The organism is Streptomyces brevispora, assembly GCF_007829885.1.
GTDB lineage: Bacteria > Actinomycetota > Actinomycetes > Streptomycetales > Streptomycetaceae > Streptomyces > Streptomyces brevispora.
The window spans coordinates 1118519-1144821 of the sequence record NZ_VIWW01000001.1 but is presented as its reverse complement, the minus strand read 5'-3'; the positions used below and the strand labels follow the sequence as shown (position 1 = coordinate 1144821).

Sequence of the window (26303 nt, the reverse complement as noted above, 5' to 3'; positions counted from 1 at the left end):
TGCCCTTCCACTCCACCCGGCCGGGTCCCGGCCCCCGTCCCGTACGCACCGGCAGCCGCACCGTCGGCCCGCCGGTGCCGTACCGGGCGCGGGGGCCGGGACCCGGCCGCTCCACCTGTTCAGCGACGGTGACGATGGCCAGCTACATCCCCGAGGAGACCACGAGCTTTGTCGGACGGAAGGCGGAGCTGGGCAGGATCGAACGCGCCCTCGCCACCCGCCGGCTGACCACGCTCACCGGCGCCGGCGGGGTCGGCAAGACCCGTCTCGCGGTCCGCGCGGCCCGCCATGCGGAACCCGGATACCGCGACGGCACCTGGTGGGCCGCCCTCGCCCCGCTCCACGACGACGGACTGCTCCTCGCCACCGTCTCCGACGCCGTCGGGCTCAGCGACCACACCCTGCGGATGCCGATGGACGTGCTGTGCGAGTGGCTCGTCGACAAACAGCTGCTGCTCGTCCTGGACTCCTGCGAACACCTTCGCCCCGCCTGCGCCCACCTCCTCGGCGAGATCCTCACCACCTCACCCGGGCTCACGGTCCTCGCCACCAGCAGGCAGCCCCTCGGCATCAGGGGCGAGCGGCTCGTCGAGGTGGAGCCGCTGCCCGTCGACGGCGCCGCCGACGCCCTCACCCTGTTCCGCGAACGGGCCACCACGGCCCGACCGGGCACCGCGTTCGAGGAACCGGGCACCGCCGCGGCGGCCGCCGAGATCTGCCGCCGCCTGGAAGGCATCCCGCTCGCCATCGAACTCGCGGCGGCGGGCACCGGCCGACACACAGTCGAGCAGATCGCCCTGCGCATCGGCTCCCGCCTCGATCTGCTCACCGACGCGTCGCTCCGGCCGCAGCGCCACCGCACCCTGCGCACCACCATCGGCTGGAGCCACGAACTGTGCACCCCGCTGGAACGGCTCCTCTGGGCCCGGCTGGCCGTGCTGCGCGGCGACTTCGACGAGGCCGCCGCCCGTGAGGTCTGCGCCGGGGGACCGCTCACCGGGGACGGGGTCCGCACGGCACTGCGCGGCCTGGTCGCCAAGTCGGTCGTCGTGCGCGACGGAGTACGCCACCGCATGCTGGACACCATCCGTGAGTACGGCCGGATGTGGCTGGCCGAACTGGGCGAGGAACGCGCCGCGGCCGACCGGCACGCCGCCTGCTTCCTGCAACTGGCCCGCAGCGCCCACGCGGGCTGGACCGGCGACGACCAGATCAGCTGGTACCACCGCATCGCCGACTCGCACGCCGACCTGTGCGCGGCCCTTGACCACCTGCTCGCGCACGACACCGCCGCCGCCCAGGAGATGGCCGGCCGGATCGGCTTCTTCTGGTGCTGCTGCGGCCACCTCCCGCAGACCCGCGGCTACGCACAGCGCGCCCTGGACGCCGGCCCGGCACAGGGCCCGCACCGCACCCGGGCCCTGTGGGTGCTCGGCATCTGCGTGATGCTCCAGGGCGACTACCCGGCCGCCGAACGGATCGGTGAGGAATGCGTACGGGCGGCGGCCGACGACGGGTCCGGCGAAGGTGTCCTCGCCGCCGCGTATCTGCGCGGCCTCACCCATCTGATGGTCGGCCGGCCGGAGCTGAGCTTGCGCGAGGCGGACCGGGTGCTGCGCAGCACCGAGGCCTGCACCCCGCTCGAATCGGCCTACCGGCTGCGCTGCCACCTGATCACCGTCTTCGCCCTCACCGGCCTCGGCCGCCTGGACGAGGCGGCCGAGGCCGCGGTCGTCCTGCGCGCTGCCTGCGCGGCCCTCGACGAGTGCTGGACCCGCAGCTACGTCGACTACCAGCTCGCCCTGATCTCCCTGCTCCAGGGGCACGCCGAGGCGGCCGCCGCGCACGCCCGGTCCATGCTCACCGGCAAGCACCGGCTCCGCGACAGCTTCGGCATCGCACTCGGCCTGGACATCCTGGCCGCCGCGGTCGCCGCCCAGGGCGAGGGCGCCCACGCCGCCCGGGTGTACGGCACCGGACAGGTCTACTGGCGGATGGTCGGCCACCCGCAGCGCGGCACCCCGGAGCTGGGCCCGCTGCGCGAGGCCTGCGAACGCCAGGCCCGCGCGGCCGTCGGCGACGCCGCCTACCAGCGGGCCTTCGACCGGGGCCGGGCGGACAGCGCGGAGGCGGGCCTGGCGCTCGCACTCCACGGCGAACGGCTCACATAGCGGGCCCGGCTTGTGCGCCTTCCCAGGTCGGAGGAAGAGTAGGGGCGGCCACCACCCACGTTTCGCCCAGGAGACCGCCATGCCGCAGATCACCGTCGACTACTCCGCCCATCTCGACGAGACCTTCGACCACCACGGCTTCGCGGGGGCGCTGCACCCGCTGATCGCCGAGACGGTCACCACGAAGATCGCCGCCTGCAAGACGCGCTTCCGCCGGGTCGAGGAGACAGCGGTGGCGGACGCCCCCGACGGCGACGCGATCGTCCACGTCGAGATCGCGCTGCTGGCCGGCCGCACCCCGGAGATCAAGGCGCGGCTCACCGAATCCGTCGTGGAACTGCTGGCCGGCCACATCGAGCCGACCGACGGGCTGACCCTCCACCTCTCGGCCGAGACCCGCGACCTGGACCCCTCCTACCGCAAGAACTGATCGCCTACCGCAGCCGCTGCGGGGGCACGGCGGCCATGGCGGGCGCCAGCGCGGACAGCCGCACCAGCAGGTCTCCGAACGGCCCGTCCGCCGGCTCCTGCGCGAGGGCCCGCAGCATGATGCCCGCCATCTCCTCGTTGTACGCGGCACTCACGGCCGTCAGCGCCGCGAAGTCGTGCACCAGCTGCATCTCCAGCTCCGCGCGCGGGATACGCCGGCCGTCCAGCCATATCAGGGCCGTCGACTCGGCGAGCGACACCCATGACCGTACGACCAACTCCAGCCGGGGCGGCGGCTCCTGGACCCCCAGGTGGTTCAGGATCTGCTCGCAGGCCGCCTGCCGCACCCCGTCGATCATCGCGGTCGTCGTCGACGACCCCACGGCCGGGCCGCCCCGCATCAGTGCGGCGAAGCCCGGACCGTGCTCGTCGACGAAGTCGAAGAACCGCCCCATCACCCGCAACAGCCGTGCGCCCAGGGGACCTTCGCGCGGCTCCAGGAACCGGGTCGCCAGCTCGTCGGCCGCCCGCCGCAACGCCGCCTCGTACAGGCTCTGCTTGCCCGGGAAGTAGTGGTAGACCAGTGGCCGTGAGATCCCGGCAGCGGCGGCGATCTCGTCGATCGACACCTCGTCCGGGGACCGGTGACTGAACAACTCCAGCGCGACACCGATCAGCTGCTGTCTGCGCTCCTCGACGCCCATCCTGCGCCGTACCCCGGTCGTCATGAGGAACAGCGTACCGACCGGCACGAGCGGAGCACGGCTCCCAAACCCCTTCCCGGCCGCCTGCAGATCCAGTGCTCGATCGCCGCTATCGTCGCCACCCGCTCCATCAGCCACCACGTGCGCGCCCGGCCCGGCGGCAGCGTCCGGTCGCCGAGCAGCTTCTCGAAGAGCCAGTCGACCTGGGCCGTGTACGGGGTCGGGTCCCGGCCCAGCTCCTTCAGGTGCGGGAGCACGTCGTCATGGGCCTGGGAGTGCATCGCCTCCTGGCCGATGAACCCGATGACGTCCTCGCGGAGCTGCTCGTCGTGTATGTACGGGAGCACCCGGCGGTAGACGTGGACGAACCAGCGTTCCCCGGCCGGGAGCAGCAGATGGAGCACGTTGATGGTGTGCGTGGTGAACGGATCACCCGGCACCCAGTGCAGGGGCGTCCTGTCCCAGGTGAAGGAGACCCGGCGGGCCTTGTGCGCGATCCGCTCCGACGCGACCGCCACTGGCTTCGTGTGAGACATGTTGTCAATGTACTGAGGGGTAGGCCGGGGAACAGGGGCCTGCGGCGAATTCCTGAGCCCGTCCCGACCGGGCGGGCTCAGCGCAGCGCGCCGACCCGACTGCCGTCCGCGAGACGCCCGTTCAGTTGCGCCCGGTCGCCCGCCCTGGCCGGCACCGCGAGCAGCCGCCCCCGGGCGCGCCCCGTCACCCCGCCGGACGTGGTCAGCGAGGTGAACTGCTCGCTGCCCGCCGCGAGCACGTACCACCGGCCGCCGTGCGACTTCCACAGCACACCCGCCAGTACCCGCGGAGTGCGCGTCCCGCACTCGGGCGAGTCCTCGGAGCGCGCCGCGACCGCTCCCGGCGGGCGGCTCCCGGGCGGTCGCGCGGACGGCGCCTGGAACTGGGCGAGGACCCGGCTCCCGGCGCCCCGCCAGGTCTCCGCCCGGGTGCACAGCCACTGGGCCGAACCGCCTCCTTCTGGCAGCGGTTGCGTCGCGTACATCCAGGAATTGACCGACCGCACACCGTGCGCACGCACCTCCGGCAGCAGACAGGCGGTCCGCGCCCAGTTCTGGAGCTCCGCCCGCCCCGCCACATCGTGCGGCTTCGACGGCGGGCCCGACGTCAGCCGGGCCGGGGCGAGTTCACCGAGATCCGCCATCAGCCGGACCCCCGAGCCGCCGGCCAGTTCGACGGCGTCCCACGACCGGCAGCGGCCCGGTGCCGCCGGACCGGGCAGGGCGTCGGTCACGCCGTCCGGGGTGCGGTGCAGCGCGCGCGGCGCACGGTCCGGCGCGAGCAGATCCCGTACCGACACCCTCCGCACCCAGGGCGCGGTCAGATAGCGGACCCGGCCCCCCGTACGGTCCACGACCAGGGCCCCCGCCGACGTCACGTCCGCCCCGTCGACCCGGGCGAAGTCGAGCGCCGCGCCCCCGGACGGATCGGCGTTACGGGGCTCCGCGTACCGCACGACGCGCAGCCCGTCGTAGAACATCGCCACCGCCGACGCGCCCACCTCACCCGCGTACAGCAGCTGCGGGGCCCCCATCGGCGGCCCCGCGGGCGTCCGCGGCGTCGCCGATGTCCGCACCCCGCCGCCCGGCCGCGCCCATACGGTCAGCGCCCGCCGCAGCAGCCGGGTGTCCTCGGTGCGGTCACCGCGGGTGGGCCAGGCGGCGAAGTCGGTGCGCGGCGAACGCCGCCAGTACGACGCCGACACCCTCTGCAACGCCCCCGGATCCAGGGCCTCCTCAGCGGCCGGATTGCGCGCGTACGGCGGAGCGGCCGGCGCCCCGCGCCCCCAGCCGCCCCCCGGCAGCCCCAGCAGCATCCCGCACACCAGGAGCGCGGCGGTGGCGGCCAGTGCGGCCCGCGCGTATCTGCGGCGGCGCGGCAGATCGGGCGGCCGGGCCTGGAGCGAGCACGGATCGAACTCGGTCGAGGCCAGCAGCGCGTACGGCGCCGACACCCCGTCCGCCGCCCGCAGGGCCGCATGCGGATCCGGCACCCCCGCGGCGGCCAGCTCCCGCCGGACCTCGCGGTCCGCGAGCGCCTCCAGTCCGCGCAGGACGAAGGCGGCGCGCGCCGGTCCGTCCAACGCCGACAGCCTCTGCTCCAGGGCGAGTTCGTCGGCCCCGCCGGAGTGCGGGAACAGCCGGAGCCCCCAGACCAGCGGCAGGACGGGCGGCAACTGGGCGCGTCGTGCCCGCAGTCGCAGCGGCGCCCCCGCCGCCAGTGCGCCGCGCAGCACCTGTCGGCGGACGTACGCGTATCCGGGATCGGCCGCCACCGCACGGCCGGAGCGGCGCGGCAGCAGGAGGGCCGGGCGGTCCGCCGGGCAGGACCTGCGCGCGGACTGCAGGGCGCGCTGGGCCAGGGCGTGGGCGGCGAGAACGCGCCGGGAGCGGCCCAGTGAGGGCGGCAGGACGAGATAGCCGAGCCGGACCAGTCGCGGGTAGTGCTCGACGAGCGAGACCTCGGCCTGCTCGGCATCGACCGGGGCGGCGGCTGGCGGTACCTCTGGCAGTGGGCGCACATTCAGCTGAACGAGCGAATCGTGCGATGGTCACTTCGGGCCGGAGGGGCCCGGGCGGCATCCCCGGCCCAAGTCTCAAGCAAAGCGGGCTAGTTGGGGGTCGATCGGGGCCGCTGTCATCCGGTTGGCCAGAGTCGACATGGTGTAGACGCCGATCCCCAGGACGACTTCCAGCGCGTTGCGCGAGGTGTAGCCGTGGCCCAGGAACGACTGGAGCGTGTCGTCGTCCACGGCCCCGCTCGCCTCGATCACGGCGAGGGTGAACTGCCGTACCGCCTCGAGTCGTTCGTCGGGAATCGGCAGGGGGCTCTCGCCGCGCAGTGCCGCGATGAGTTCGCTGTCCGCGTCGAGTGCGGTGAGCTTCGCGGTGTGCATCGCCACACAGAGGTGGCAGCCGTTGCGGGCGGCCATGGTCATGATCAGGACCTCCCGGGAGAGCGGGTCCAGGGTGGTGGACTCGAAGAGCGCGCTCGTCCTCAGGAAACCGTTGAGCAGCTCCGGTGACGAGGCGAGCCGGGCGACGGCGGCGGGGAGACGGCCCTGCTTCGCCGTCACGGCCGCCATGGCGGGGCGGGACGCGGCGGGAGCGGTTTCGGGGGAGTGATCGGGGAAGAGCGGGGAGGGGGCGTGCTCGGGGGAGACGGACGCGGACATGGCTGACCTCTCGGGTAAACTCGACAACGTGATTGACGAAAAGGTAAACCTGGTTGTCGAGTTTCGCAATGGCTGAGCGTGGGAGAGGGCCCGCTTCGGGCGGCGCCGGCGGCGGTGGCGCCGGGGGCGGTGCGGGCTTCGAGCTGCCGCTGCTGCTGTTTGCCGGCTTCCGGTCGATCATCGACGACCTGCACCGCGAGCTGGCCGAACAGGGCCACCCCGAGGTGCGGCCCGCGTACGGCTACGCGCTCCAGGCAGTGGGCCTCGACGGGGCGACCGCGAGCGAGATCGGCCGACGGCTCGGGGTCTCCAAACAGGCCGCCGGGAAGACGGTCGAGCGGCTCGAAGGTCTCGGCTACGTCGAGCGCGCCGACGATCCGCAGGACGGCCGCCGCAAACTGGTCCGGCTCTCCCCGCGCGGGATCGACGTGCTGGCACGCTCGGCCGCGGGCTTCGACCGGGTGCGCGCGCAATGGGTCCGGGTGCTCGGCGCCGAACGGGTCGCCGCACTGGAGTCCGACCTGCGCACCGTGGCCGCCGCGGACTCCTTCCGTCTCGACGCGTCGAGCTGGTTCAACGGCTGACAGGTGGACGGGGACCCGGCGGGCCTGACGTCCCGGAGTCGGTGAGGGCTTGGACTTTGCGCACGAGAGATAGGATGTATCTGGTAGTCACCCTCCCCGAAGGCTACTCCGTGCGGCAACATGCACGCGTCGGTACCCAAGAGGTCCGACCACTCGTGGTCGGGAATGGGAGGAACCATGGCACCACGCACCAACGAGTCCGGCGTCGCCCGCGAGACCGAGTGGAGCGTCACCCCGCACACCACCGACCCGTGGACGGGGCTCGGCAGCCTCCCCAACGACTCGACCGACCCCGACATCGGCTCCCGGGACCGGCTCCTGGAGCCCGGCATCAACCACCCCCAGTGGTACCCGGCCGAGGCCGACGTCTCCAACCGCCCCGGCTGGTTCTACCACCCCGGCGAAAAGCCCAAGACAGCAGCGCAGTTGATGGACCTGTACGAGAAGAGCGTCGGCCGCAACGCCTCGCTGCTGCTCGACGTCCCGCCCGCCCCCGACGGCCGGATCGCGGACGAGGACGTCACCTCGCTGACCGCCTTCGGGGCCGGGCTGCGCCGGGTCTACGGCGCCGATGTGAGCAAGCGGGGACCGGAGCCGTGCGCCTTCGACCGGGTCGCCGTCCGTGAGGACGTCCGGCACGGACAACGGGTGGAGAAGTTCGCCGTGGAGGCCCGGATCCGGGGCAGCTGGCCGCGGATCGCGGACGGCACCACCATCGGCCACGAGCGCATCCTGCCGCTGCCCGCGCCCGTCACCGCGTCGGCGGTCCGGGTCAAGGTGCTGGAGTCCAGGGCGAAGCCGTACCTGGGCGCCACGACGCTGCACCTCACCACCGCACCGGCCACGCCCTAACCCCGGTCGAGATACGCTAGTACCGCGAGAACGCGGCGGTTGTCGTCGTCGGAGGGCGGCAGGCCGAGCTTCCCGAAGATGTTCGAGGTGTGCTTGGCCACCGCCCTCTCCGTGATCACCATGTGCGAGGCGATCGCCGCGTTCGAACGGCCCTGGGCCATCTGCTCCATGACCTCCCGCTCGCGCGGCGTCAGCCCGCCCATCGGCTTGTCCTGCGAACGCCGCGACAGCAGTTGCGAGATCACCTGCGGGTCCATCGCGGTGCCGCCCGCCGCGACCCGGCGGACCGCGTCGATGAACTGGTCGGCGTCGAAGACCCGGTCCTTGAGCAGATAGCCGATGGCGCCGTTGCCGTCCGCCAGCAGCTCACGCGCGTACAACTGCTCGACGTGCTGGGAGAGCACCAGCACCGGCAGGCCCGGCCTGGCCCGCCGGGCCGCCAGCGCGCACTGCAGCCCCTCGTCCGTGTGGGACGGCGGAAGCCGGACGTCGACGACGGCGACGTCCGGCTTCAACTCGGCGAGTGCTCTGGTCAGTTCCGGTCCCGTCTCGACGGCGGCCGCGATCTCGAAGTCGTACGCCTCCAGCATGCGCACCAGGCCGTCGCGCAACAGGAAGAGATCTTCGGCTAGGACAACTCGCAAGGGATCTCCATGGTCACCATGGTGGGACCGCCCGCGGGGCTGCTGACGGCCATGATGCCGTCGAATGTACCGAGTCGGCGTTCCACCCCGCTCAGGCCCGAGCCCGATCCGATCGCCGCACCGCCCTTCCCGTTGTCCGTGACGGAGATCCTCAGCATCCCCTCGGCATCGTGCAGATCCACCCAGATCCGGTCCGCACCCGAGTGCTTCGCGGCGTTCGTCAGCAGCTCGCTGACCGCGAAGTACGCGGCCGACTCCACGGGGGCCTCCGCGCGACCGCTCAGCTCCACGTCCACCTCGGTCCCGACGGGCGTCCGCAGCGCCAGCGCCTTGACCGCGTCCCCGAGCCCGCGCTCGGCGAGGACCGGCGGATGAATGCCCCGTACGAGATCGCGCAGCTCCGTGAGCGCCTCCGCGGACGACTCGCGGGCCATCGCCAGGAGCTTCTTCGCCTGCGCCGGGTCCTTCTCGATCAGCGCCTCGACGGTGCCCAGATTCATGCCCATGGCGACCAGCCGGGCCTGCGCCCCGTCGTGCAGATCGCGCTCGATGCGCCGCAGCTCCGACGCGGCGGTGTCGACCGCCTCGTGCCGGGTCTCCGTCAACCGGTCGATGCGCAGGGCCAGTTCCTGCTCATGGGTGGGGGCCAGCACCGAGCGGGCGATCACGAAGTGCGCGCGCAGCAGCCGCTCGCTCAGCAGCACCCCGGTCGCGAAGACCGCCACCCCGAGCGCGGCGGCGGCGAGCCCCGTCGCCTGACTGTCCACGGGCACGAACCCGTACCAGTACCGGTCGTCCGTGAAGACCCGCCACAGCCCCGCCGCCAGGACGAAACCCTCCACCGGGTAGACCATCAGCGCCGCCGCCAGGATCGACACCACATAGCCGGCCGTCATGTCGACCAGGAGCCACTGCAGGTCCCGCCAGGTCGCCGGGTCCTTCAGCAGCACCCCGGTCCGCTCCACCTGCCCGGTGAACCCGCCGCGCACATCCTTCGGGAAGGGCCGGTACGGGACCGGGATACGGACGTTCGACCAGGTGATCGCCAGCAGCCGGCGCTGATTGGCGTGCGTGCGGACCGCCGACAGCACGTACGGGGTGGTGACCAGGCCGATTCCCAGCGGGATGAAGGCGATGGAGGTCACCGCCAGCACGAACAGCGTGACCGACCCCACGATCGAGGAGAACGACAGCACCAGCCCGCGCCCAGCGGCCAGCAGCGCGGCCCTCGTCCGTCCGTGCGGCGTGTCCATATCGGCCCCTCTTCCCCTTGCCGGCACTCGTGGCAGCCCCGGTCCGCACACAGTCTGACGTCTCGGGCGGCCACGGCGTCAGCCGGTTCGACACCCGGTCGGGGTGTACCCAGCACCACCCCGTGACCGCGCCCTACGTCACCGGGGGAGTGGGGGTTTCAGCGGCTGGGGCGGCGGGCCCCCGGTTCCTAGATTCGAGGTGTCCTTTCCGACGACTGCTTTTCAGGGGGCGAACACGCCATGAGGCTCAATCTCGCGGCACGTATCGGTGTGTGGAGCGCACACCATCGCAAGACGGCCATTCTCGGCTGGCTGCTCTTCGTCGTGCTCGCCGCGGGCATCGGCGGGGCGTCGGGCATGGTCGAGATGACCAACGCCGAGAACGGTGCGGGGGACTCGGCGCGGGCCGAGCAGATCCTCTCCGACGCCGGCCTCAGCCACCGGGCGGGCGAGCTGGTCATGGTGTCGTCGGCCGCACCGGACGGCTGGCGGGCCGCGGCCCGGGAGCTGACCGCGGCCCTCGGGGAGACCGGAGAGGTGACGGGCCTCGCGGCCCCGGTCGCCTCCAAGGACGGCAAGGACGCACTGATCGCCTTCGAGATGAAGGGGGACGCCGCCACCGCGTCCGACCGGGTGCAGCCCGTCCTGGACGCCGTCGCCGGGGTCCAGGAGAAACGGACGGACATCACGGTCCACCAGTTCGGCGACGCCAGCGCCGGGAAGTGGCTCGGCGACCTGCTCACCGACGACTTCAAGAAGGCCGAGTTCACCGCAGTACCCCTGGCCCTGGGCATTCTGCTGGTCGCCTTCGGCGCCGTCGTCGCGGCCCTGCTGCCCGTCGGGCTCGCGCTCACCGCCTGCCTGGCCGCCTTCGGTCTGCTCTCGCTCGCCAGCCACCAGCTGCACCTCTTCCAGACCACGTACTCCGTGATGTTCCTGATGGGCTTCGCCGTCGGCGTCGACTACTGCCTCTTCTACCTGCGGCGCGAGCGCGACGAGCGGGCGGCGGGACGCGATGCCGAGACGGCGCTGCGGATCGCGGCGGCCACCAGCGGCCGCTCCGTCCTGGTGTCCGGGCTGACCGTCATGGTCGCGATGGCCGGCATGTTCCTGTCCGGGCTGCTGCTGTTCAAGGGCTTCGCCGTCGCCACGATCATCGTCGTCTTCATCGCCATGATGGGCTCCGTGACGGTACTGCCCGCCCTGCTCTCCTGGCTGGGCGACCGGATCGACGCGGGCCGGGTGCCGCTGCTGAACCGGCGCGGCAAGCGCGCTACCCGGGATGTTGCGGGTACTCGCGGTACGCAGCAGAGCGGCGGGATCGCCGGGAAGCTGCTGCGGCCCGTCCTGGCCAGGCCGAGGTTCTTCGCCGCCGCCTCGGTCGTCGTCCTGCTCGTGCTCGCCGCGCCGGCCCTCGGTATGAAGACCGAGGAGCTGGGCCTGGAGAAGCAGTTCGGCTCGGACTCCCAGCTGGCGGTCGCCTACCGCCACATCAGCGAGGCCTTCCCCGGCGGCCCCGCCCCGGCCCAGGTGGTCGTCGAGGCGGAGGACATCGAGGCGCCCGGCGTACGCAAGGCACTCGACGGCTTCGACAAGGTGACCGTCCACCGGGCACAGAACGTGGCGGAGATCGAGGTCCCACTGCCCCACGGCAAGAGCGATCTGACCGAACTGCGCGAGAAGCGGCTGCCGGCCGCGTTCGACGGGACCGGCGCCCGTGCGTATGTGACCGGTGAGACGGCAGGGTCCACGGACTTCAACGACCAGCTGAAGCGCGGCATCCTGCCCGTGTTCCTCTTCATCACCGCGGTGACCTTCCTGCTGATGCTGTTCTGCTTCCGCAGTTACGTCATCGCCGTGACCGCGATCCTGCTCAACCTGCTCTCGGTGGCCGCCGCGTACGGAGTGATGGTCGCCGTCTTCCAGCACGGCTGGGGCGCCTCACTGATCGGCTCGGAGGGCGTCGGCGCGATCGAGTCCTGGATGCCGCTGTTCGTCCTCGTCGTCCTGTTCGGGCTCTCGATGGACTACCACGTCTTCGTGGTCTCCCGGATCCGCGAGGCCCACGGCCGCGGGCTCTCCACCCCGGCCGCGATCGACGAGGGCATCCGGCGGACGGCGGGTGCGGTGACCGGCGCCGCCGTGATCATGGTGGCGGTGTTCGCGGTCTTCGGGACGCTGTCCATGCAGGACATGCAGCAGATGGGCGTCGGCCTGGCCGTCGCGGTGCTGCTGGACGCGACGATCGTACGAATGGTGCTGCTGCCCTCCGTGATGGCGCTGCTCGGCGAGCGGAACTGGCGCACCCCGCGCGCACTTTCCCGGCTGCCCGTCATGGACCACGGCGAGCCCGAGCCCGGCCTCGCGGCGGCCCCGGCGGAAACGGCGGGCACGGTGGGAGTCGCGGGCACGGCACCGCGCGGCTGAGCCCCGGACACACGTGGTGGGTCACGGTTCCGGTGTGTACCGGAACCGTGACCCACCGCGTGCTGTCTCACGGCGCGTACTTGTACCCGACGCGCCGCACCGTCTGGATCGACCGGCGGTGCTCGACGCCCAGCTTGCGGCGCAGCCGGGCGACATGGACATCGACGGTGCGCCCGTCGCCCACGTGCCCGTAGCCCCAGACCGTCGTCACCAGCTGGTCGCGGGTGTGCACCCGGTTCGGGTGCGCCACCAGATGGGCGAGGAGCTCGAACTCCAGGTACGTGAGGTCGAGCGGGTTCCCGTTCACCGAGGCGGTGCGCTGCACGGAGTCGATGCGCACCGGCCGCTTCCCCGGGTCCTCCAGCAGTTCCGGCTCCACGTACTGGGCGGCCCCGGCCGCCGCGGCGGTGAGGGCCGGCTGCTGGTCGGCGGGGACGAGCACCAGATAGCCGACCATCGGCGGCCGGCCCGGCAGCGCCGGCAGGGTGTGCTGGGGTGCGGGCAGCCAGGTCGTGCCCGGCGCCAGGAACGCCGCCACATCGGCCGGCCGGAAGACCTCGTCCGGCGCGACGGCCCGCAGCCGGTGCCGGTTGGGGGAGGACGGACGGGGCGGGGTGGCCGCAGCGGTCGCCGCCTGCGCTGCGCTGGCAGCGGCTGCGGTGGAGTAGGTACGAGTGTTCGCCATGAGGATCAGCTCTTTCGCGCGAAGGAGTCGTCTGTGGACGGACTTGCTGCGTGCGCGCGGACCGAAGACCGGGGTGAGCGGCTTTAGAGGGCCGGCGCGTTCAACGCGCGGCAACACACTCGGTCGAAGTCGTGATGCTGACGGGAAGGCCAGAACGGCTCGAGGTCGCTGCGACCTGTCGAGGTGTGCTGGAGGCTGGCCATGCCCCCATTGAACCAGAGAACACGACCCCGCAGCAGACCTCTCCCACCCGTCGATACTGACCCTTTGCGTTCCCTTCCTCACCTCGGACTGTTCGGACTCCTCCGACTGCTCGGGCTCCTCGTGCGGGCCGGGCCGGGAAGGGCCCTCGCCCTCAACCCACCAGCCGCTTGCGCCAGTCCAGCCCCGTCAGTTCGATCGCCCGGTCCGGGGAACCGTCCCACTCCACAGTCAGCCCGGCCTCGCCCAGCACCTCCGCGACCTCCCGCCCCACCGCCGCGGTGGTCGCCGCGGGCTCGTCGAACCCCCCGTAGTACAGCGTCAGGCCGTGCCCGGCCGCCGCGCTCTCCGTGCCCTGCAGAGGGAAGAAGACGAACCCCCGCGCATCGTCCCGCCCGGCGTCGTGGATCTCACCGAGCCCGCACGACCGGCAGCAGGTGAAATGCTCCCGGGCGGTGATGCCGCGCGCGTCCAGCACGGCGAAGGCCCGCTCCAGCCGGTCCGCGTCGGACGGTGGACGCCCCCCTCGTACGGGTGTTGCCGCGGGATCAGACCTGGCCGGCCTTCTCCAGTGCGGTGCAGCAGGTCTCGACGATCAGCCGCGTGACGACATACGGGTCGACGTTGGCGTTCGGGCGGCGGTCCTCGATGTAACCCTTCTGGTCCTGCTCGACCTGCCACGGGATACGCACCGAGGCGCCGCGGTTGGAGACGCCGTAGCTGTACTCGTTCCACGGGGCGGTCTCGTGCAGACCGGTCAGCCGGTCGTCGATGCCCGCGCCGTAGTGCTTGACGTGGTCCATCGGCTTCGAGCCCTCGCCCAGCGACTCGCACGCGGTGATGATCGCGTCGTAGCCCTCGCGCATCGCCTTGGTGGAGAAGTTGGTGTGTGCGCCCGCGCCGTTCCAGTCGCCCTTGACCGGCTTCGGGTCGAGGGTCGCGGAGACGTTGAAGTCCTCGGCGGTGCGGTAGAGCAGCCAGCGGGCCGTCCACAGCTGGTCGGAGACCTCCAGCGGGGCCAGCGGGCCCACCTGGAACTCCCACTGGCCGGGCATGACCTCGGCGTTGATGCCGGAGATGCCCAGCCCCGCCTTCAGACAGTTGTCGAGGTGCTTCTCGACGATGTCGCGGCCGAAGATCTCGTCGGCGCCGACACCGCAGTAGTAGCCGCCCTGCGCGGCCGGGAAGCCGCCCTCGGGGAAGCCGAGCGGCCGGTGGCCGTCGAAGAAGGTGTACTCCTGCTCGATGCCGAAGATCGGCTCCTGGCCGCCGAACTGCTCGGCGAGCGGGCGCAGTGCGGCACGCGTGTTGGACTCGTGCGGGGTCATGTCGATGTTGAAGACCTCGCACAGGACCAGGACGTCGTCACCCCCGCGGATCGGGTCCGGGCAGATGAAGACCGGCTTCAGCACCCGGTCGGAGGCGTGGCCCTCGGCCTGGTTGGTGCTCGACCCGTCGAAACCCCAGAGGGGCAGCTCCGCCACGTCGGACGACGGGGAACCGGGCATGATCTTCGTCTTGGAGCGGAGCTTGGCGGTCGGCTCGGTGCCGTCGATCCAGATGTACTCAGCCTTGAACGTCACGGAAGCCATCCTTCGGGGGTGCTGCGGTCTATGCAGCGCAGCTTCGCAAGACGCGATTTCCCGTCCGTTGCCCTCGTGTGAACCTCGTGTTACCGACGTTTCCCGTGCAGGACCGTGCAGGACCGGCCAGTTCCACGGGCCCTCACCCACGGGCCCTGAGCAGCGACTCGAAGCCCGCCGCCCGGATTCGCCGCACCAGCTCCTCCTCGGTCGCGCCCAGCGCCGCCGCGGCACGCGGGAGCTGCCAGTCCGCGTCCGCGAGCCGTTGCAACAGGTGGCCGCGCCGGATCTGCGCCTCGGACAGCCGGAACGTCTTCAGATAGGCGACCCGCCCCATGGGGTCGGTGATGGTTTCACCGATGTGCTGCCCGCCCCGATTCAGCAGGAAGGGCGGCAGGAACCGCCACAGCGTGAAGGACCCCATCCGGTACACCCGGTCGAAGCCGTAGGAGGTGTCCAGGAGCTCCCGAGCGAACAGCGTGTCGTGCGCCTCGCTCCACTCCCGCTCCTGCTCCCGCGCGGCCGCCCGGAGACCGGCGAGCGTGTTCAGCCCCGGCCCGTCCACGATCCGCGCCCCGAAATCGGCGACCGGCGCGCCGTACATCGCGTACTGGTGGACCAGCTCCCCGTACAGGTCCTGGAGGAGCGACGCGTGCAACAGGCGGTAGTCGTCGGGGTGCGGCACCACGAAGGCCGCGGCGAGCGCGTCGGACGCGTACACCATCACCCCGCACTGGCCGGGATGGATCTCGAACACCCGCAGCGCGTCGTCGAGCCCGCGCACCGACCACCCCAGGTACGCGTCCTCGGCGCGTGGCGACAGGCCGTCGCGCAGCGCCTGACGCGACCACTCCTCCCAGGCCGTCGACGGTCCGCCGAAGTGCAGCGAGAGGTAGCCCTCCAGCGCGAGATGCAGCGGCAGGAAGCGCAGCCGGTCGCCGGGCCGGCGCTTGGCCATCCGGTGATGGCGGTGGCGCGGCAGCCGCACGGTCCTGGGCGGGGCGCCCCCCGCCTCGCCGTGGGCCGCCAACTGCGTACCGTACGCGGCGCTCCCGGCGCCCTCGCCCGACCAGTCCGCGACGAAGCCGTGCGGGATGTACGAGGTGTAGTGGGTCCGCGGCCCCAGCTCCACGATGCCGCTCCCGCCATCCACGTACACCTCCTGATGCAGCCGGAGCCCCTCGACGGGCTTCTCGCGCACCAGCGGCACCAGCCGGATGCCGCCCCACACCTGCGAGGGACGGGCGGTGAGACCCGTCAGTTCGAGCCTGTTCACCGCGGGTCTCCTGCCTGGCCGGGGGTCACGAACCGGGCGACCTGCCGGTCCAGATACGTGTGCAGTGCGGCGAGCCCGGTCCGGCCCTCGGAGAACCGCGCGATCTCCACCAGGGCCGGCAGATCCTCCGCGTCCCGGATACCGGCCGTCGGCACGCTCGGGGACAGCCGCCGGACGTCGAATCCGTCCGCGTCGTATACGGGGTTCACATGGACCACCGCCGTGCGCCGGTCGGGATCGAGCCTGCTCCGCCACACCCGCAGCACCTCGCCCGCGAGCCCGGCCGGAGCGTTGTCCCAGCCGTCCGAGACGATGACCAGCCGGTCGGGTCCGCACTCCAGGGCGTCCAGCACCCGGCTGCCGAGCGGCGTCGGCCCCCAGGGCCTGACCAGCAGCGGATCGTCGGTGCCGGAGGTCCACAGTGAGGTGTACGCGCCCGGCGCGGCCAGCGCCGCCAGCAGGAAGTCGCAGGCCAGCGCCACGGCCAGCGGGCGGCGCCGCTTCTCGCCCGAACCGGAGGAGGAGTAGCTGTCGTCCAGTACCGCCGCGACCCGCCCCCAGCTCCCGGCGTGCGGGCCCGCCGCGCGACCGGCCGCGGTGCGCAGGGCCGAGGTCAGTTCCTCGCGGTGGCGCCTGCGCGGCTCCGCGGGGAACGACAGGACGTACAGGGCGAGCCTGGTCAGCGGCATCACGGTCAGATCGACCCCCGAGGGCAGCTCCGACGGGGACGCCGCACCGCGCTGCCTCTGGGTGCGCAGCCGCTCCAGCCGGGTCATCCGGGGCGCCATGCGCTCCAGGAACGCCTCGCGCTTCATGCCGTGCCGGGCCGCGAAGCCCTCGGCGACGGTGAAGGGGAGTTCGTCGACGGCGCCCTGCTCGTAAGGGGCGCGGCGCCAGGCGTCGAGCAGCCGGTGCCGGTAGCGGGGCAGCTTCCCGGGCCGGAAGAGGAAGTCACCCAGCTCACCGTCACCGCCATGTCCACCGCCACCGCTTTCGCCGAGCCGGAGGTGCGCGTGACGGGCCGCGTTCTTCAGCCCCGAGCGGTACTTCACCGCGTCGTGCGCCGGATCGGGCCGCGCGGCCAGCCAGTCACGCATGATCGCGCGGGTGCGCCGGTTGTTGACCTTGGCCGCGCGCAGCCCACGGAACAGCCGGTACACCCGCTGTGGTGGCAGCTTCGCCAGCCGCGCGGCGATCAGCCGGCCCTCGGTGCGCTTCTCCTCGGCCGTCGCCTCGGCGGCGTGCTCCAACAGCCCGTGCACGATGCGCACCGCGTTGTGGTCGTTGATGTCGAGGGCCAGCGAAGCGGCGTACACCCGGCGGTAGTTGACCCGTACGTACTCGTGCAGGAAGTCCAGCGAGAGCTGCTGCCGATCTGCCTGGGAGCGGAACTCGCGCTGCCCGGTCGCGGTGATCGCCGCATTGACGAAGAGGAGCACGTCCTCGGCGGCGACGAGGTCGGCGAAGGTCTCGGTCGGCATGATGAATCCCCGTGGTGTTCCGCGAGGCGGTACGCGCAAGCGGAAGCCGGCCGGGGAATGGGGGCGCGAGCAGCGAAATGTTTGCTTTACAGGCAAGTCCCGGAAGTCGCACCGGAGTCCCGCGGCCGGCCCCGCCAGCGTAACCGCCCGTCCGCGGGGCCCGCCACCGGATTCCTTCGGGGCTTTTGCCGCACCGGGCACACTTGTCCCATGACGACACCTGTGATCCCCCTGCGTATCGGCCTGGTCGGCACCGGCCCCTGGGCCCGCAACACCCAGGCCCCCGCCCTCGCCACGCACCCCGGCGCCGTGCTGAGCGGGGTGTGGGGCCGCCGGGCCGAGGCCGCACAGGAACTGGCCGCCGCCCATGGCGCCACGGCGTACACCGGTGACGCGGGACTCGACGAGCTCTTCGCCGCGAGCGACGCGGTCGCGTTCGCCCTGCCGCCGGACGTCCAGGCCCCGCTGGCCGCCCGTGCCGCGGCGGCCGGCTGCCATCTGCTGATGGACAAGCCGGTCGCCACGAGCGTCGCGGCCGCCCGAGAGGTGGCCGAGGCCGCCGAGCAGGCCCGGGTCGCCTCCGTCGTCTTCTGCACCCTGCGGTTCGCCCCGGAGACCTCCGCCTGGATCGCCGAACAGCACGCGGTGGGCGGCTGGTTCACCGCGCACGCCCACTGGATCGGCGCCCTGTGGGCACCTGGCGTGGACAGCGAGTTCGCCGCGTCCCCCTGGCGCCACGAGAAGGGCGGCCTCTGGGACGTCGGCCCGCACGCGCTCTCCGTCCTCATCCCGGTGCTGGGTGAGGTGACGCGGCTGACCGCGGCCCGTGGCCCCGCCGACACCCACCACCTGATCCTGCGCCACGCCTCCGGAGCCTCCAGCACGGTGACGCTCACGCTGGCCGCCCCGGCGGCCGCGGCCGGGGTGGAGGTCGAGCTCAGGGGCGAGCACGGGACCGTCGGGCTGCCCCGGTGGGACGGCGCAGTCGGCGCCTTCCGGGCGGCGGTGGACGCGCTGATCGAATCGGTGCGTACGGGGGTGGCGCACCCCTGCGACGTACGGTTCGGGCTCCGGCTGACCGAACTGCTCGCGGAGGCCGAGGCACAGGCGGGCGAGTAACGGGCGCCAGGGTAAAGGGCGGCGCCAGGGTGGGGCTCAGCGCCCCATGGCGTCCCGTACCGCCTCGTCCGTGCGCGCGACCACGGCCGTGCCGTCCTCGGCCGTGATGATCGGCCGCTGGATCAGTTTCGGGTGCGCGGCGAGCGCCGTGATCCACCGCTCCCGCGCATCCGCCTCACGCGGCCACTCCTTGAGCCCCAGCTCCTTCGCCTCCGCCTCCTGGGTCCGTGTGATGTCCCACGGCTCCAGCCCGAGCCGGTCGAGCACGGCCCGGATCTCGTCCGGTGACGGCACGTCCTCCAGGTAGCGGCGGACCGTGTAGTCGGCGCCCTCCGCATCGAGCAGCCGCACCGCGCCGCGGCACTTCGAACAGGCGGGATTGATCCAGATCTCCATGGGGCCAACGGTACGGGATGGACCCGCGAAAACCCCTCTGGCCAGGGGCGATTGTCAGTGCCGGGCAGTAAAATAGAGGTAGTTCGTGAGGGTTCCACCACCGTGCCAGGAGGTTGCCAATGGCCGTTGCCGCAGTCACGACCGAGCCACTCCACAAGCCCCTGCAGAAGAAGCGTCTCCCCGCCGGCCGTCCCCGTGAGTGGTACGTCACCCACAACCGCCGGCTGAAGGCGATGCGCCTGGCGATCGCCCTGCTCGACACGGGAGTTCATCAGCCGTCGAGCGCGAGCAACGCCCGGATACGCACGACCGCCGGGCTCCTCGGCATCCACCCGCCGTCCGACACCACCTGCCGCATGGTCCGCGCACTCATCCGCTACGGCCGCTGACCACGGGCCACCCGTCCGCACCCTGCGCCCCCGGGAGTTCCGGGGGCGCAGCCGCGTCTCAGTACCCGTCGCACCGGGCGGTGGCGAAGGCCCCGGACGCCCGGGCGGTCCGCCGGGTGCCGTCGTCCACCGTCACGGAGCAGGCGACATCGCCGCCGGACCTCCCGAGGCCGACGACGAACGAGCCGCCGTTCATGAATCCGCTGGTCTCCAGCTCACCGGCCCACGGCAGGGTCCGCAGGGTCAGCCGCCCGGTCGACAGGGCCTCGTCCTGCCAGGTGCTGTAGGTGAGCGTCACGTCGCTGGCGGTGCCGGTGACCTCGTACCTGATCCGCAGCTTCTTCGAGCCCTCCTTGGACACCTCGTGGGCCAGTACCGCGGAGACCGCGCCCGAGGCCAGGGCCAGGAGTACGACGACCATCAGCAGCACCCACAGCCAGAGCCGCCGAGGGGGCTGCGGCCGGTCCGGTCCGTCGTCCGTTCCCTGCTCGCTCATGCCACCACCCTCCACGCTCCGGCCCCGCCCCGCGACCGCGCCGCCCCCTCACCCGTTCGGCCCCCACCACATGCGCCCCCATGTGCCGCCGCTTTGACTGGCGGGCGACGGACGAGTGCTGGGAGGCGCGATGACGAGGCGAGGCCCACGGAGTGCGGGTGCCGTGCTGGTGGCGATGATCGTGGCGGCGTCGGCGACGGCGTGCTCGGACGAGGTGAACAGCGTGTCGGGTACGGCGTCCAACGCGGCGTCGGCGGCCGCGTCGGTTGCCTCCAAGGGCGCCGACGCGGTCGCCTCGGCGACGGCCGCCGCCGAGGACAAGCTGAAGAGCTTCAAGGACGGCGTGAACGCGAGCGGCGACGTCAAGGCCGCCGCGACGGTCACCGACAAGGACGGCCGCGCCACGTCGAAGGTCACGGTGAGGAACAGCACCGACTCGAAGCAGTCCTACGCCGTGCAGATCAACTTCCGCGATCCGAGCGGCAATCTGCTCGACACGGTCGTGGTGACGGTCGACGACGTCGCGGCCAAGGCCACCAAGGAAGCCACCGCCCGCAGCAACCGCAAGCTGGGGGGCGCGGTCAAGGCCGAGGTGGGCGAGGCGCTGCGGCACTGACCGCGGTGGCCCCTTCCCAGGTCATGAAAGGTACGGCCGAGGGCCGTCACCCTCCGCGTCCCGCGGGGTGACGGCCCTCGGCCGTGCAGCTGTCTTCGTGATCCCTAGAGGTCGAAGTACAGCTCGAACTCGTGCGGGTGCGGCCGCAGCTGGATCGGGGCGATCTCCTGCGTGCGCTTGAAGTCGATCCACGTCTCGATGAGGTCGGGCGTGAAGACGCCGCCGGCCAGGAGGTACTCGTGGTCCGCCTCAAGGGCGTCGAGGACGGCCGGGAGGGAGGTCGGGACCTGCTGGACGTTGGCGTGCTCCTCGGGAGCCAGCTCGTAGAGGTCCTTGTCGATCGGCTCCGGCGGCTCGATCTTGTTCTTCACGCCGTCCAGGCCGGCCATCAGGAGGGCCGAGAAGGCGAGGTACGGGTTGGACGACGGGTCCGGGGCGCGGAACTCGACGCGCTTGGCCTTCGGGTTGGAGCCCGTGATCGGGATGCGCATCGCGGCGGAGCGGTTGCGCTGCGAGTACACCATGTTGACCGGGGCCTCGAAGCCGGGCACCAGACGGTGGTAGGAGTTCACCGTCGGGTTGGTGAACGCCAGCAGCGACGGGGCGTGCTTCAGGATGCCGCCGATGTAGTAGCGCGCCATGTCCGAGAGGCCCGCGTAGCCCTGCTCGTCGTAGAACAGCGGGTCGCCGCCGGCCCACAGGGACTGGTGGACGTGCATGCCCGAGCCGTTGTCGCCGAAGATCGGCTTCGGCATGAAGGTCGCGGTCTTGCCGTTGCGCCAGGCGACGTTCTTCACGATGTACTTGAAGAGCATCAGGTCGTCGGCCGCGGCGAGCAGCGTGTTGAACTTGTAGTTGATCTCGGCCTGGCCGGCCGTGCCGACCTCGTGGTGCTGGCGCTCGACCTGGAGGCCGTTCCTGTCCAGCTCCAGGGAGATCTCGGCACGCAGATCGGCGAAGTGGTCGACCGGCGGGGTCGGGAAGTAACCGCCCTTGTAGCGGACCTTGTAGCCGCGGTTGTTGTCCTCCGACCCGGTGTTCCAGGCGCCCGCCTCGGAGTCGATGTGGTAGAAGCTCTCGTTCGCCGACGTCTGGAAGCGGACGTTGTCGAAGACGTAGAACTCGGCCTCGGGACCGAAGTACGCGGTGTCGGCGATACCCGTGGAGGTCAGGTACGCCTCCGCCTTCCTGGCCACGTTCCGCGGGTCACGGCTGTACTGCTCGCCGGTGATCGGGTCGTGGATGAAGAAGTTGATGTTGACGGTCTTGTCACGGCGGAAGGGGTCGACACGGGCGGTCGAGAGGTCCGCACGGAGCGCCATGTCGGACTCGTGGATGGCCTGGAAGCCGCGGATCGACGAGCCGTCGAAGGCGAGCTCCTCGGTCGGGTCGAAGACCGCCGCCGGGATGGTGAAGTGCTGCATCACACCGGGCAGGTCGCAGAACCGGACGTCGATGAACTTGACGTCTTCGTCGGCGATGTACTTCTTCACGTCGTCGGCGTTCTGGAACATCCAACTCCTCCTACTCCCGGCCCGGGCGGGACGGGGTTGCAGCTCGTTGTGCGGCCAGTGCGGTGGCACACGCTGGACCCGACCATAGGCAGACCGGATTTCTCAAGCATGACCCATTTGTTTCGCAGAAGTTAACCGGGCCGGGTGTGAGCAGCGCCTCGTGACCGTACGGCGAGCGGTTCCGGACGGGTTCCGGGCCGGTGCCCGCACGGTGCCCCGGAGGCGCCCGCGGCACCCGCCCGGCAGGGGCTGCGGACGGGCGCAGTACCGTGGTCGGGTGGACAACAGGCAAGCAATCGGATCGTGGCTCTCCGGGCCGCGTGCGGCAGCCGAGGACATGGGCGCGGACTTCGGGTACCGGGGCAAGCGGCTCGGTCTTCCCGAGCAGGGGCCCGGGGCCATGGCGCCGCTCGGCCGCCGCTTCGGAGCGATCTTCATCGACTGGGCCCTGTGCATGCTGATCGCATACGGACTGTTCGCCCGCGGTGACCAGCAGGCGGCCGGCAACTGGGCGGTGGGGATCTTCCTCCTGCTGAGCCTGCTCACCGTCGGCACCGTCGGCTGCACCCCCGGAAAGCGCGTCCTGGGCATCAGGGTCGTCGCCGAGGGCGGCGGACGGCTGGGCCTCGGGCGGGTACTGGTGCGCAGCGTGCTGCTGTGCCTGGTGATCCCGGCCCTGGTCTGGGACCGCGACGGCCGGGGCCTGCACGACCGGCTGGCCCGCGCCGTCCAGATCCGCGGCTGAGGCGGCATACGGCATCCGTGCCTGAGGCGGGCGGCACACGACGCACACGAAGAGGGCGGGTCGCGAACCAGGAGTTCGTGACCCGCCCTCTTCGTACGCCGTCGGTCCCTGCGTCAGCGCGTCTTTCCGCCGCGCGGCATCCGCATGCCCTTCGGCATCGGGCCCTTCGGCAGCGGCATGTTGCTCATCAGGTCACCCATCGCGCGCAGCCGGTCGTTGGCGGCGGTCACCTGGGCGCCGGTCAGGACGCGCGGCAGCTTCAGCATCTTGGTGCGCACCTTCTTGAGCGGCACCTGGCCCTCGTCGTTGCCGACGATGATGTCGTGCACGGGTACGTCGACCACGATGCGGGCCATCTTCTTCTTCTCGGCCGCGAGCAGGCTCTTCACCCGGTTCGGGTTGCCCTCCGCCACCAGCACGATGCCCGCCTTGCCCACGGCACGGTGGACGACGTCCTGGTTGCGGTTCATCGCGACCGCGGGGGTCGTGGACCAGCCGCGGCCCACGCGGTCCAGCACCGCCGCCGCAGCGCCCGGCTGCCCCTCCATCTGCCCGAAGGCGGCCCGCTCGGCACGCCGTCCGAAGACGATCGCCATCGCGAGGAGGGCGAGCACGAAGCCCAGGATGCCCACGTAGATCGGGTGGTTGATCAAGAAACCGATCGCGAGGAGGACACCGAAGGTGACGATTCCCACACCCGCGACGACAAGACCGATCTTGGAGTCGGTCCGCCTGGTCATCTTGTAGGTCAGGGCGATCTGCTTGAGCCGCCCCGCGTTCTCGGCGCTGTCCGCGCCTTCAGTGTTTTTTGCCTTCCTCGCCATGCAATGAAGTTTACGTGGCCTAAGAACGGTGCTCGGCCACGGCCTCCAGTACGTACTCGGACTCGACCCGGTCCTTGGCCCGGCGGCGGTCCTCCAGGACCGCGGTCCAGGCGTTGCGGCGGGCGGTGCGCTGGCCGCTGCTCAGCAGCAGCGACTCGACGGCGCGGAGGGCATCGGTGACGGACGGAATGGCGGTGGCGCGTACCGGCGCGGCCTGCATCGTGGAGGTCCCCTCGGAACGGATGCGCGGACTGAGCGGCGCTCAGCGGGCGGACTGTGTTGCGCGGGCTGGATACGGAAGCGGCGTGGGCAGCGGCCGGAAAGCCACTGCGCCGCATGTATCCAGGGTTACAGCTTGGTGTTACCAGCGCATGACCGGTCGGTCAAACACCAATGAAACCTTGATATGGGCGCCGCGCACGTCGGCGCGGCCCATCCGCGCCTCCGACCTGCGAGGAGCGCATGGGCCGCGCCGAATCAGCTATTACCGTTCAGTAGCTTCTTGTGCTCGGTTTCACACGGACGTCTGCTGCGCGGGCGGTGCGGCAGTGAGGGCATCGCGCCGCTCCATCGCCTGCTGGAAGAGCCGGCCCGCGCGGTACGAGGAACGGACCAGCGGCCCGGACATCACACCGGAGTAGCCGATCGCGTCGGCCTCGTCCTTGAGCTCCACGAACTCGTGCGGCTTCACCCAGCGCTCGACCGGGTGGTGGCGCGGGGTCGGCCGCAGGTACTGCGTGATCGTGATGAGCTCGCAACCCGCGTCGTGCAGGTCCCGCAGCGCCTGGCTGACTTCCTCGCGGGTCTCGCCCATGCCGAGGATCAGGTTGGACTTGGTCACCAGACCGGCCTCGCGGGCCCGCGTGATGACCTCCAGGGAGCGCTCGTACCGGAAGCCGGGGCGGATCCGCTTGAAGATCCGCGGCACCGTCTCCACGTTGTGCCCCAGCACCTCGGGGCGCGAGGAGAAGACCTCGGCGAGCTGCGCGGGCTCGGCGTTGAAGTCGGGGATCAGCAGCTCGACCTTGGTGTGGCCGCCCTCCCGCTCCGCCGTCTGCGTGTGGATCTGGCGCACGGTCTCCGCGTACAGCCAGGCGCCGCCGTCCTCCAGGTCGTCGCGGGCTACGCCGGTGATGGTGGCGTAGTTCAGGTCCATCGTGACGACGGACTCCCCGACACGACGGGGCTCGTCCCGGTCCAGCTCCTGGGGCTTGCCGGTGTCGATCTGGCAGAAGTCACAGCGCCGGGTGCACTGGTCACCGCCGATGAGGAACGTGGCCTCGCGGTCCTCCCAGCACTCGAAGATGTTGGGGCAGCCCGCCTCCTGGCACACCGTGTGCAGACCCTCGCTCTTCACGAGCTTCTGCAGTCGGTTGTACTCGGGGCCCATCTTCGCCCGTGTTTTGATCCACTCGGGCTTCCGCTCGATGGGGGTCTGGCTGTTCCGGACCTCAAGGCGCAGCATTTTGCGCCCGTCGGGTGCGACAGCGGACACTCCGGCACTCCCCTTTGCTTTCACTGCATTGGATTCTTCGGCGAACACCAGGGTACGCCCGTAGTTCATACGGCTTTACGTCTGCCTAACCTGTGGCCGGCAGGGCCTATTCCCGAAGCGGCGCTCCGAGCGTCACGCCGTGGCCACGGCATCGGCCGGGCGCTCGATGATGCGCGGAGCGGGCTCGGCGTTCTCCAGGACGTCCTTCAGGTGCCTCTCGACGACCGGGAGCACGTCCGCGATCGTGAGGTCGCGGCCCAGCTCGTACGCCAGTGAGGTGACGCCCGCGTCCCGGATGCCGCACGGCACGATCCGGTCGAACGAGGTGTTGTCCGGGTTCACGTTGAGCGCGAAGCCGTGCATCGTCACGCCCTTGGCGACCCGGATGCCGATCGCGGCCAGCTTGCGGTCCTCGCGGCGCTGACCCGCGTTGGACGGGGCGTACTCGGGGCCGTTCAGCCGGGCGTCGAACTCCTCGTCCCGAAGCCTCGGGTCGAAATCGAGGGAGAGACCGCCGAGCGCCGGACGCTCATCGACCGGGTCGCCGAGCACCCAGACGCCGCTGCGGCCCTCGACCCGGCTGGTCTCCACCCCGAACTCGGCCGCCGTGCGGATCAGCGCGTCCTCCAGGCGCCGGACATGCGCGACGACGTCCACCGGGCGCGGCAGCTTCTGGATCGGGTAGCCGATCAGCTGGCCCGGCCCGTGCCAGGTGATCTTGCCGCCGCGGTCCACGTCGATGACCGGGGTGCCGTCCAGGGGGCGCTCGCTGTCGGTCGTGCGCCGGCCAGCCGTGTAGACGGACAGGTGCTCCAGCAGCAGGCAGGTGTCGGGGACGGTGTCCTCGAACCGCGCCGCGTGCACCTCGCGCTGCTTCTCCCAGGCTTCCCGGTAGTCGACGGCTTCCTCGCCGAATCCCAGACGGACGAACCGAAGCTCAGTCACGGCAGCAGCCTTTCTCCTTGCGGTGTCGTGGCTGGGGGGGTGTCCCCGGCGTCACGTCACCCTGCACTGAATCGCGCCTCCCGCAACTGTACGACCGGCCCCGGACAGCCGGTCCGGCAGGTCGTCCACGTCAGCTTCCCCGCACTCCTCACACGATCGGATGAATGTGAAGCGAAGGTGGCCGCGGTCGCCCCTGAGGCCGCTAAATTCGCGCCGTTCCATAAGGGCTGCCCGCCCGGCCCCGAAGGCAGGAGACCGTACAG

The 26303-nt window shown here is 71.5% G+C and carries 24 protein-coding genes and 3 pseudogenes; 9 read left to right on the top strand and 18 right to left on the bottom strand.

The window, feature by feature from the left end; all coding sequences use genetic code 11:
- Positions 1-134: 134 nt before the first annotated feature.
- Together FHX80_RS05370 and FHX80_RS05365 are read left to right on the top strand one after the other, a co-directional pair.
- Entirely contained in the window at positions 135-2171 is a 2037-nt protein-coding gene (locus FHX80_RS05370) for an ATP-binding protein (RefSeq protein ID WP_145767085.1), read from the top strand.
- Positions 2172-2250: 79 nt separating this feature from the next.
- Positions 2251-2601, top strand: coding sequence for a 5-carboxymethyl-2-hydroxymuconate Delta-isomerase (locus FHX80_RS05365; protein ID WP_145763142.1), 351 nt, complete (start codon positions 2251-2253; stop codon positions 2599-2601).
- Between the two features lie 4 nt (positions 2602-2605).
- On the opposite strand, the gene FHX80_RS05360 is transcribed toward FHX80_RS05365, so the two are convergent.
- From FHX80_RS05360 to FHX80_RS05345, 4 genes and pseudogenes are all read right to left on the bottom strand, one after another.
- Positions 2606-3328: a TetR/AcrR family transcriptional regulator gene (locus FHX80_RS05360; protein WP_145763141.1), complete on the bottom strand. Its 723-nt coding sequence runs from the start codon at positions 3326-3328 to the stop codon at positions 2606-2608.
- Positions 3329-3396: 68 nt separating this feature from the next.
- A pseudogene (locus tag FHX80_RS05355) lies at positions 3397-3840 on the bottom strand (metal-dependent hydrolase); the annotation flags it as partial.
- Between the two features lie 77 nt (positions 3841-3917).
- Complete coding sequence (locus tag FHX80_RS05350) at positions 3918-5861, bottom strand: hypothetical protein (protein ID WP_145763140.1); 1944 nt, start codon at positions 5859-5861, stop codon at positions 3918-3920.
- Positions 5862-5936: 75 nt separating this feature from the next.
- Positions 5937-6515, bottom strand: coding sequence for a carboxymuconolactone decarboxylase family protein (locus FHX80_RS05345; RefSeq protein WP_145763139.1), 579 nt, complete (start codon positions 6513-6515; stop codon positions 5937-5939).
- 68 nt (positions 6516-6583) lie between these two features.
- On the opposite strand from FHX80_RS05345, the gene FHX80_RS05340 reads away from it, so the two are divergent.
- Both FHX80_RS05340 and FHX80_RS05335 read left to right on the top strand, forming a co-directional pair.
- Positions 6584-7099, top strand: a complete 516-nt coding sequence (locus FHX80_RS05340; protein ID WP_145763138.1) for a MarR family winged helix-turn-helix transcriptional regulator — start codon at positions 6584-6586, stop codon at positions 7097-7099.
- A gap of 192 nt (positions 7100-7291) precedes the next feature.
- Positions 7292-7951: pseudogene (locus FHX80_RS05335) on the top strand (alpha-L-fucosidase); the annotation flags it as partial.
- On the opposite strand, the gene FHX80_RS05330 reads toward FHX80_RS05335, so the two are convergent.
- Together FHX80_RS05330 and FHX80_RS05325 are read right to left on the bottom strand one after the other, a co-directional pair.
- Positions 7948-8595 carry a response regulator transcription factor gene (locus FHX80_RS05330; protein WP_145763137.1) on the bottom strand — a complete coding sequence of 216 codons (648 nt, stop codon included), beginning with the start codon at positions 8593-8595 and terminating at the stop codon, positions 7948-7950. The pseudogene FHX80_RS05335 and the gene FHX80_RS05330 overlap by 4 nt on opposite strands.
- Complete coding sequence (locus FHX80_RS05325) at positions 8580-9848, bottom strand: sensor histidine kinase (protein WP_145763136.1); 1269 nt, start codon at positions 9846-9848, stop codon at positions 8580-8582. Before FHX80_RS05325 ends, FHX80_RS05330 begins: the two co-directional genes overlap by 16 nt.
- 240 nt (positions 9849-10088) lie before the next feature.
- Here FHX80_RS05325 and FHX80_RS05320 point away from each other — a divergent pair, with 240 nt between their 5' ends.
- The gene (locus FHX80_RS05320; protein ID WP_208764585.1) at positions 10089-12275 is read left to right on the top strand and encodes an MMPL family transporter; all 2187 of its coding nucleotides are present in this window, start codon (positions 10089-10091) and stop codon (positions 12273-12275) included.
- A 67-nt stretch (positions 12276-12342) separates the two neighbouring features.
- Here the strand turns inward: FHX80_RS05320 and FHX80_RS05315 are convergent, their stop codons facing one another.
- The 5 genes and pseudogenes from FHX80_RS05315 to FHX80_RS05295 all read right to left on the bottom strand — a co-directional run bounded on the left by FHX80_RS05315 (position 12343) and on the right by FHX80_RS05295 (position 17501).
- Positions 12343-12960: a winged helix-turn-helix domain-containing protein gene (locus tag FHX80_RS05315; protein WP_145763135.1), complete on the bottom strand. Its 618-nt coding sequence runs from the start codon at positions 12958-12960 to the stop codon at positions 12343-12345.
- Positions 12961-13315: 355 nt separating this feature from the next.
- A pseudogene (locus FHX80_RS05310) lies at positions 13316-13672 on the bottom strand (DUF6891 domain-containing protein); the annotation flags it as partial.
- A 37-nt stretch (positions 13673-13709) separates the two neighbouring features.
- The gene (glnII, locus tag FHX80_RS05305; protein ID WP_145763134.1) at positions 13710-14744 is read right to left on the bottom strand and encodes a glutamine synthetase; all 1035 of its coding nucleotides are present in this window, start codon (positions 14742-14744) and stop codon (positions 13710-13712) included.
- 142 nt (positions 14745-14886) lie between these two features.
- Complete coding sequence (locus FHX80_RS05300; protein ID WP_145763133.1) at positions 14887-16020, bottom strand: ARPP-2 domain-containing protein; 1134 nt, start codon at positions 16018-16020, stop codon at positions 14887-14889.
- Positions 16017-17501, bottom strand: a complete 1485-nt coding sequence (locus FHX80_RS05295; protein WP_145763132.1) for a hypothetical protein — start codon at positions 17499-17501, stop codon at positions 16017-16019. The genes FHX80_RS05300 and FHX80_RS05295 overlap by 4 nt, the downstream gene beginning before the upstream one ends.
- A 210-nt stretch (positions 17502-17711) precedes the next feature.
- On the opposite strand from FHX80_RS05295, the gene FHX80_RS05290 reads away from it, so the two are divergent.
- The gene (locus FHX80_RS05290; protein WP_145763131.1) at positions 17712-18620 is read left to right on the top strand and encodes a Gfo/Idh/MocA family protein; all 909 of its coding nucleotides are present in this window, start codon (positions 17712-17714) and stop codon (positions 18618-18620) included.
- Between the two features lie 36 nt (positions 18621-18656).
- Here FHX80_RS05290 and FHX80_RS05285 read toward each other — a convergent pair whose 3' ends face one another.
- Positions 18657-19016 carry an arsenate reductase family protein gene (locus FHX80_RS05285; RefSeq protein WP_145763130.1) on the bottom strand — a complete coding sequence of 120 codons (360 nt, stop codon included), beginning with the start codon at positions 19014-19016 and terminating at the stop codon, positions 18657-18659.
- Positions 19017-19135: 119 nt separating this feature from the next.
- Here FHX80_RS05285 and FHX80_RS05280 point away from each other — a divergent pair, with 119 nt between their 5' ends.
- Positions 19136-19405, top strand: coding sequence for a hypothetical protein (locus FHX80_RS05280; protein ID WP_145763129.1), 270 nt, complete (start codon positions 19136-19138; stop codon positions 19403-19405).
- A 58-nt stretch (positions 19406-19463) separates the two neighbouring features.
- Here FHX80_RS05280 and FHX80_RS05275 read toward each other — a convergent pair whose 3' ends face one another.
- Complete coding sequence (locus FHX80_RS05275) at positions 19464-19901, bottom strand: hypothetical protein (RefSeq protein ID WP_145763128.1); 438 nt, start codon at positions 19899-19901, stop codon at positions 19464-19466.
- 130 nt (positions 19902-20031) lie between these two features.
- On the opposite strand from FHX80_RS05275, the gene FHX80_RS05270 reads away from it, so the two are divergent.
- Entirely contained in the window at positions 20032-20517 is a 486-nt protein-coding gene (locus FHX80_RS05270) for a hypothetical protein (RefSeq protein WP_167523363.1), read from the top strand.
- A gap of 104 nt (positions 20518-20621) precedes the next feature.
- Here FHX80_RS05270 and glnA read toward each other — a convergent pair whose 3' ends face one another.
- Positions 20622-22031: a type I glutamate--ammonia ligase gene (gene glnA, locus FHX80_RS05265; RefSeq protein WP_145763127.1), complete on the bottom strand. Its 1410-nt coding sequence runs from the start codon at positions 22029-22031 to the stop codon at positions 20622-20624.
- A gap of 277 nt (positions 22032-22308) precedes the next feature.
- On the opposite strand from glnA, the gene FHX80_RS05260 reads away from it, so the two are divergent.
- Entirely contained in the window at positions 22309-22776 is a 468-nt protein-coding gene (locus tag FHX80_RS05260; RefSeq protein ID WP_145763126.1) for an RDD family protein, read from the top strand.
- Positions 22777-22889: 113 nt separating this feature from the next.
- Here FHX80_RS05260 and FHX80_RS05255 read toward each other — a convergent pair whose 3' ends face one another.
- From FHX80_RS05255 to lipB, 4 genes are all read right to left on the bottom strand, one after another.
- Positions 22890-23600: a DUF4191 domain-containing protein gene (locus FHX80_RS05255; protein ID WP_145763125.1), complete on the bottom strand. Its 711-nt coding sequence runs from the start codon at positions 23598-23600 to the stop codon at positions 22890-22892.
- Between the two features lie 19 nt (positions 23601-23619).
- A complete protein-coding gene (locus FHX80_RS05250; protein WP_145763124.1) occupies positions 23620-23820 on the bottom strand; it encodes an SCO2195 family GlnR-regulated protein in 201 nt (66 codons plus the stop codon).
- Between the two features lie 294 nt (positions 23821-24114).
- A complete protein-coding gene (gene lipA / locus FHX80_RS05245) occupies positions 24115-25095 on the bottom strand; it encodes a lipoyl synthase (protein ID WP_145763123.1) in 981 nt (326 codons plus the stop codon).
- A 132-nt stretch (positions 25096-25227) separates the two neighbouring features.
- Complete coding sequence (gene lipB / locus FHX80_RS05240) at positions 25228-26040, bottom strand: lipoyl(octanoyl) transferase LipB (protein WP_145763122.1); 813 nt, start codon at positions 26038-26040, stop codon at positions 25228-25230.
- Positions 26041-26303: the final 263 nt, after the last annotated feature.

Excerpts from the sequence above, each read along its gene's own strand:
- FHX80_RS05315 (WP_145763135.1), bottom strand. The coding sequence starts at position 12,960 with ATGGCGAACACTCGTACCTACTCCACCGCAGCCGCTGCCAGCGCAGCG.
- FHX80_RS05250 (WP_145763124.1), bottom strand. The coding sequence starts at position 23,820 with ATGCAGGCCGCGCCGGTACGCGCCACCGCCATTCCGTCCGTCACCGAT.
- FHX80_RS05295 (WP_145763132.1), bottom strand. The coding sequence starts at position 17,501 with ATGCCGACCGAGACCTTCGCCGACCTCGTCGCCGCCGAGGACGTGCTC.
- FHX80_RS05255 (WP_145763125.1), bottom strand. The coding sequence starts at position 23,600 with ATGGCGAGGAAGGCAAAAAACACTGAAGGCGCGGACAGCGCCGAGAAC.
- FHX80_RS05365 (WP_145763142.1), top strand. The coding sequence starts at position 2,251 with ATGCCGCAGATCACCGTCGACTACTCCGCCCATCTCGACGAGACCTTC.
- FHX80_RS05360 (WP_145763141.1), bottom strand. The coding sequence starts at position 3,328 with ATGACGACCGGGGTACGGCGCAGGATGGGCGTCGAGGAGCGCAGACAG.
- FHX80_RS05290 (WP_145763131.1), top strand. The coding sequence starts at position 17,712 with ATGACGACACCTGTGATCCCCCTGCGTATCGGCCTGGTCGGCACCGGC.
- FHX80_RS05275 (WP_145763128.1), bottom strand. The coding sequence starts at position 19,901 with ATGAGCGAGCAGGGAACGGACGACGGACCGGACCGGCCGCAGCCCCCT.
- FHX80_RS05340 (WP_145763138.1), top strand. The coding sequence starts at position 6,584 with ATGGCTGAGCGTGGGAGAGGGCCCGCTTCGGGCGGCGCCGGCGGCGGT.
- FHX80_RS05345 (WP_145763139.1), bottom strand. The coding sequence starts at position 6,515 with ATGTCCGCGTCCGTCTCCCCCGAGCACGCCCCCTCCCCGCTCTTCCCC.
- glnA (WP_145763127.1), bottom strand. The coding sequence starts at position 22,031 with ATGTTCCAGAACGCCGACGACGTGAAGAAGTACATCGCCGACGAAGAC.
- FHX80_RS05325 (WP_145763136.1), bottom strand. The coding sequence starts at position 9,848 with ATGGACACGCCGCACGGACGGACGAGGGCCGCGCTGCTGGCCGCTGGG.
- FHX80_RS05270 (WP_167523363.1), top strand. The coding sequence starts at position 20,032 with ATGACGAGGCGAGGCCCACGGAGTGCGGGTGCCGTGCTGGTGGCGATG.
- FHX80_RS05320 (WP_208764585.1), top strand. The coding sequence starts at position 10,089 with ATGAGGCTCAATCTCGCGGCACGTATCGGTGTGTGGAGCGCACACCAT.
- FHX80_RS05280 (WP_145763129.1), top strand. The coding sequence starts at position 19,136 with ATGGCCGTTGCCGCAGTCACGACCGAGCCACTCCACAAGCCCCTGCAG.
- FHX80_RS05370 (WP_145767085.1), top strand. The coding sequence starts at position 135 with ATGGCCAGCTACATCCCCGAGGAGACCACGAGCTTTGTCGGACGGAAG.
- FHX80_RS05285 (WP_145763130.1), bottom strand. The coding sequence starts at position 19,016 with ATGGAGATCTGGATCAATCCCGCCTGTTCGAAGTGCCGCGGCGCGGTG.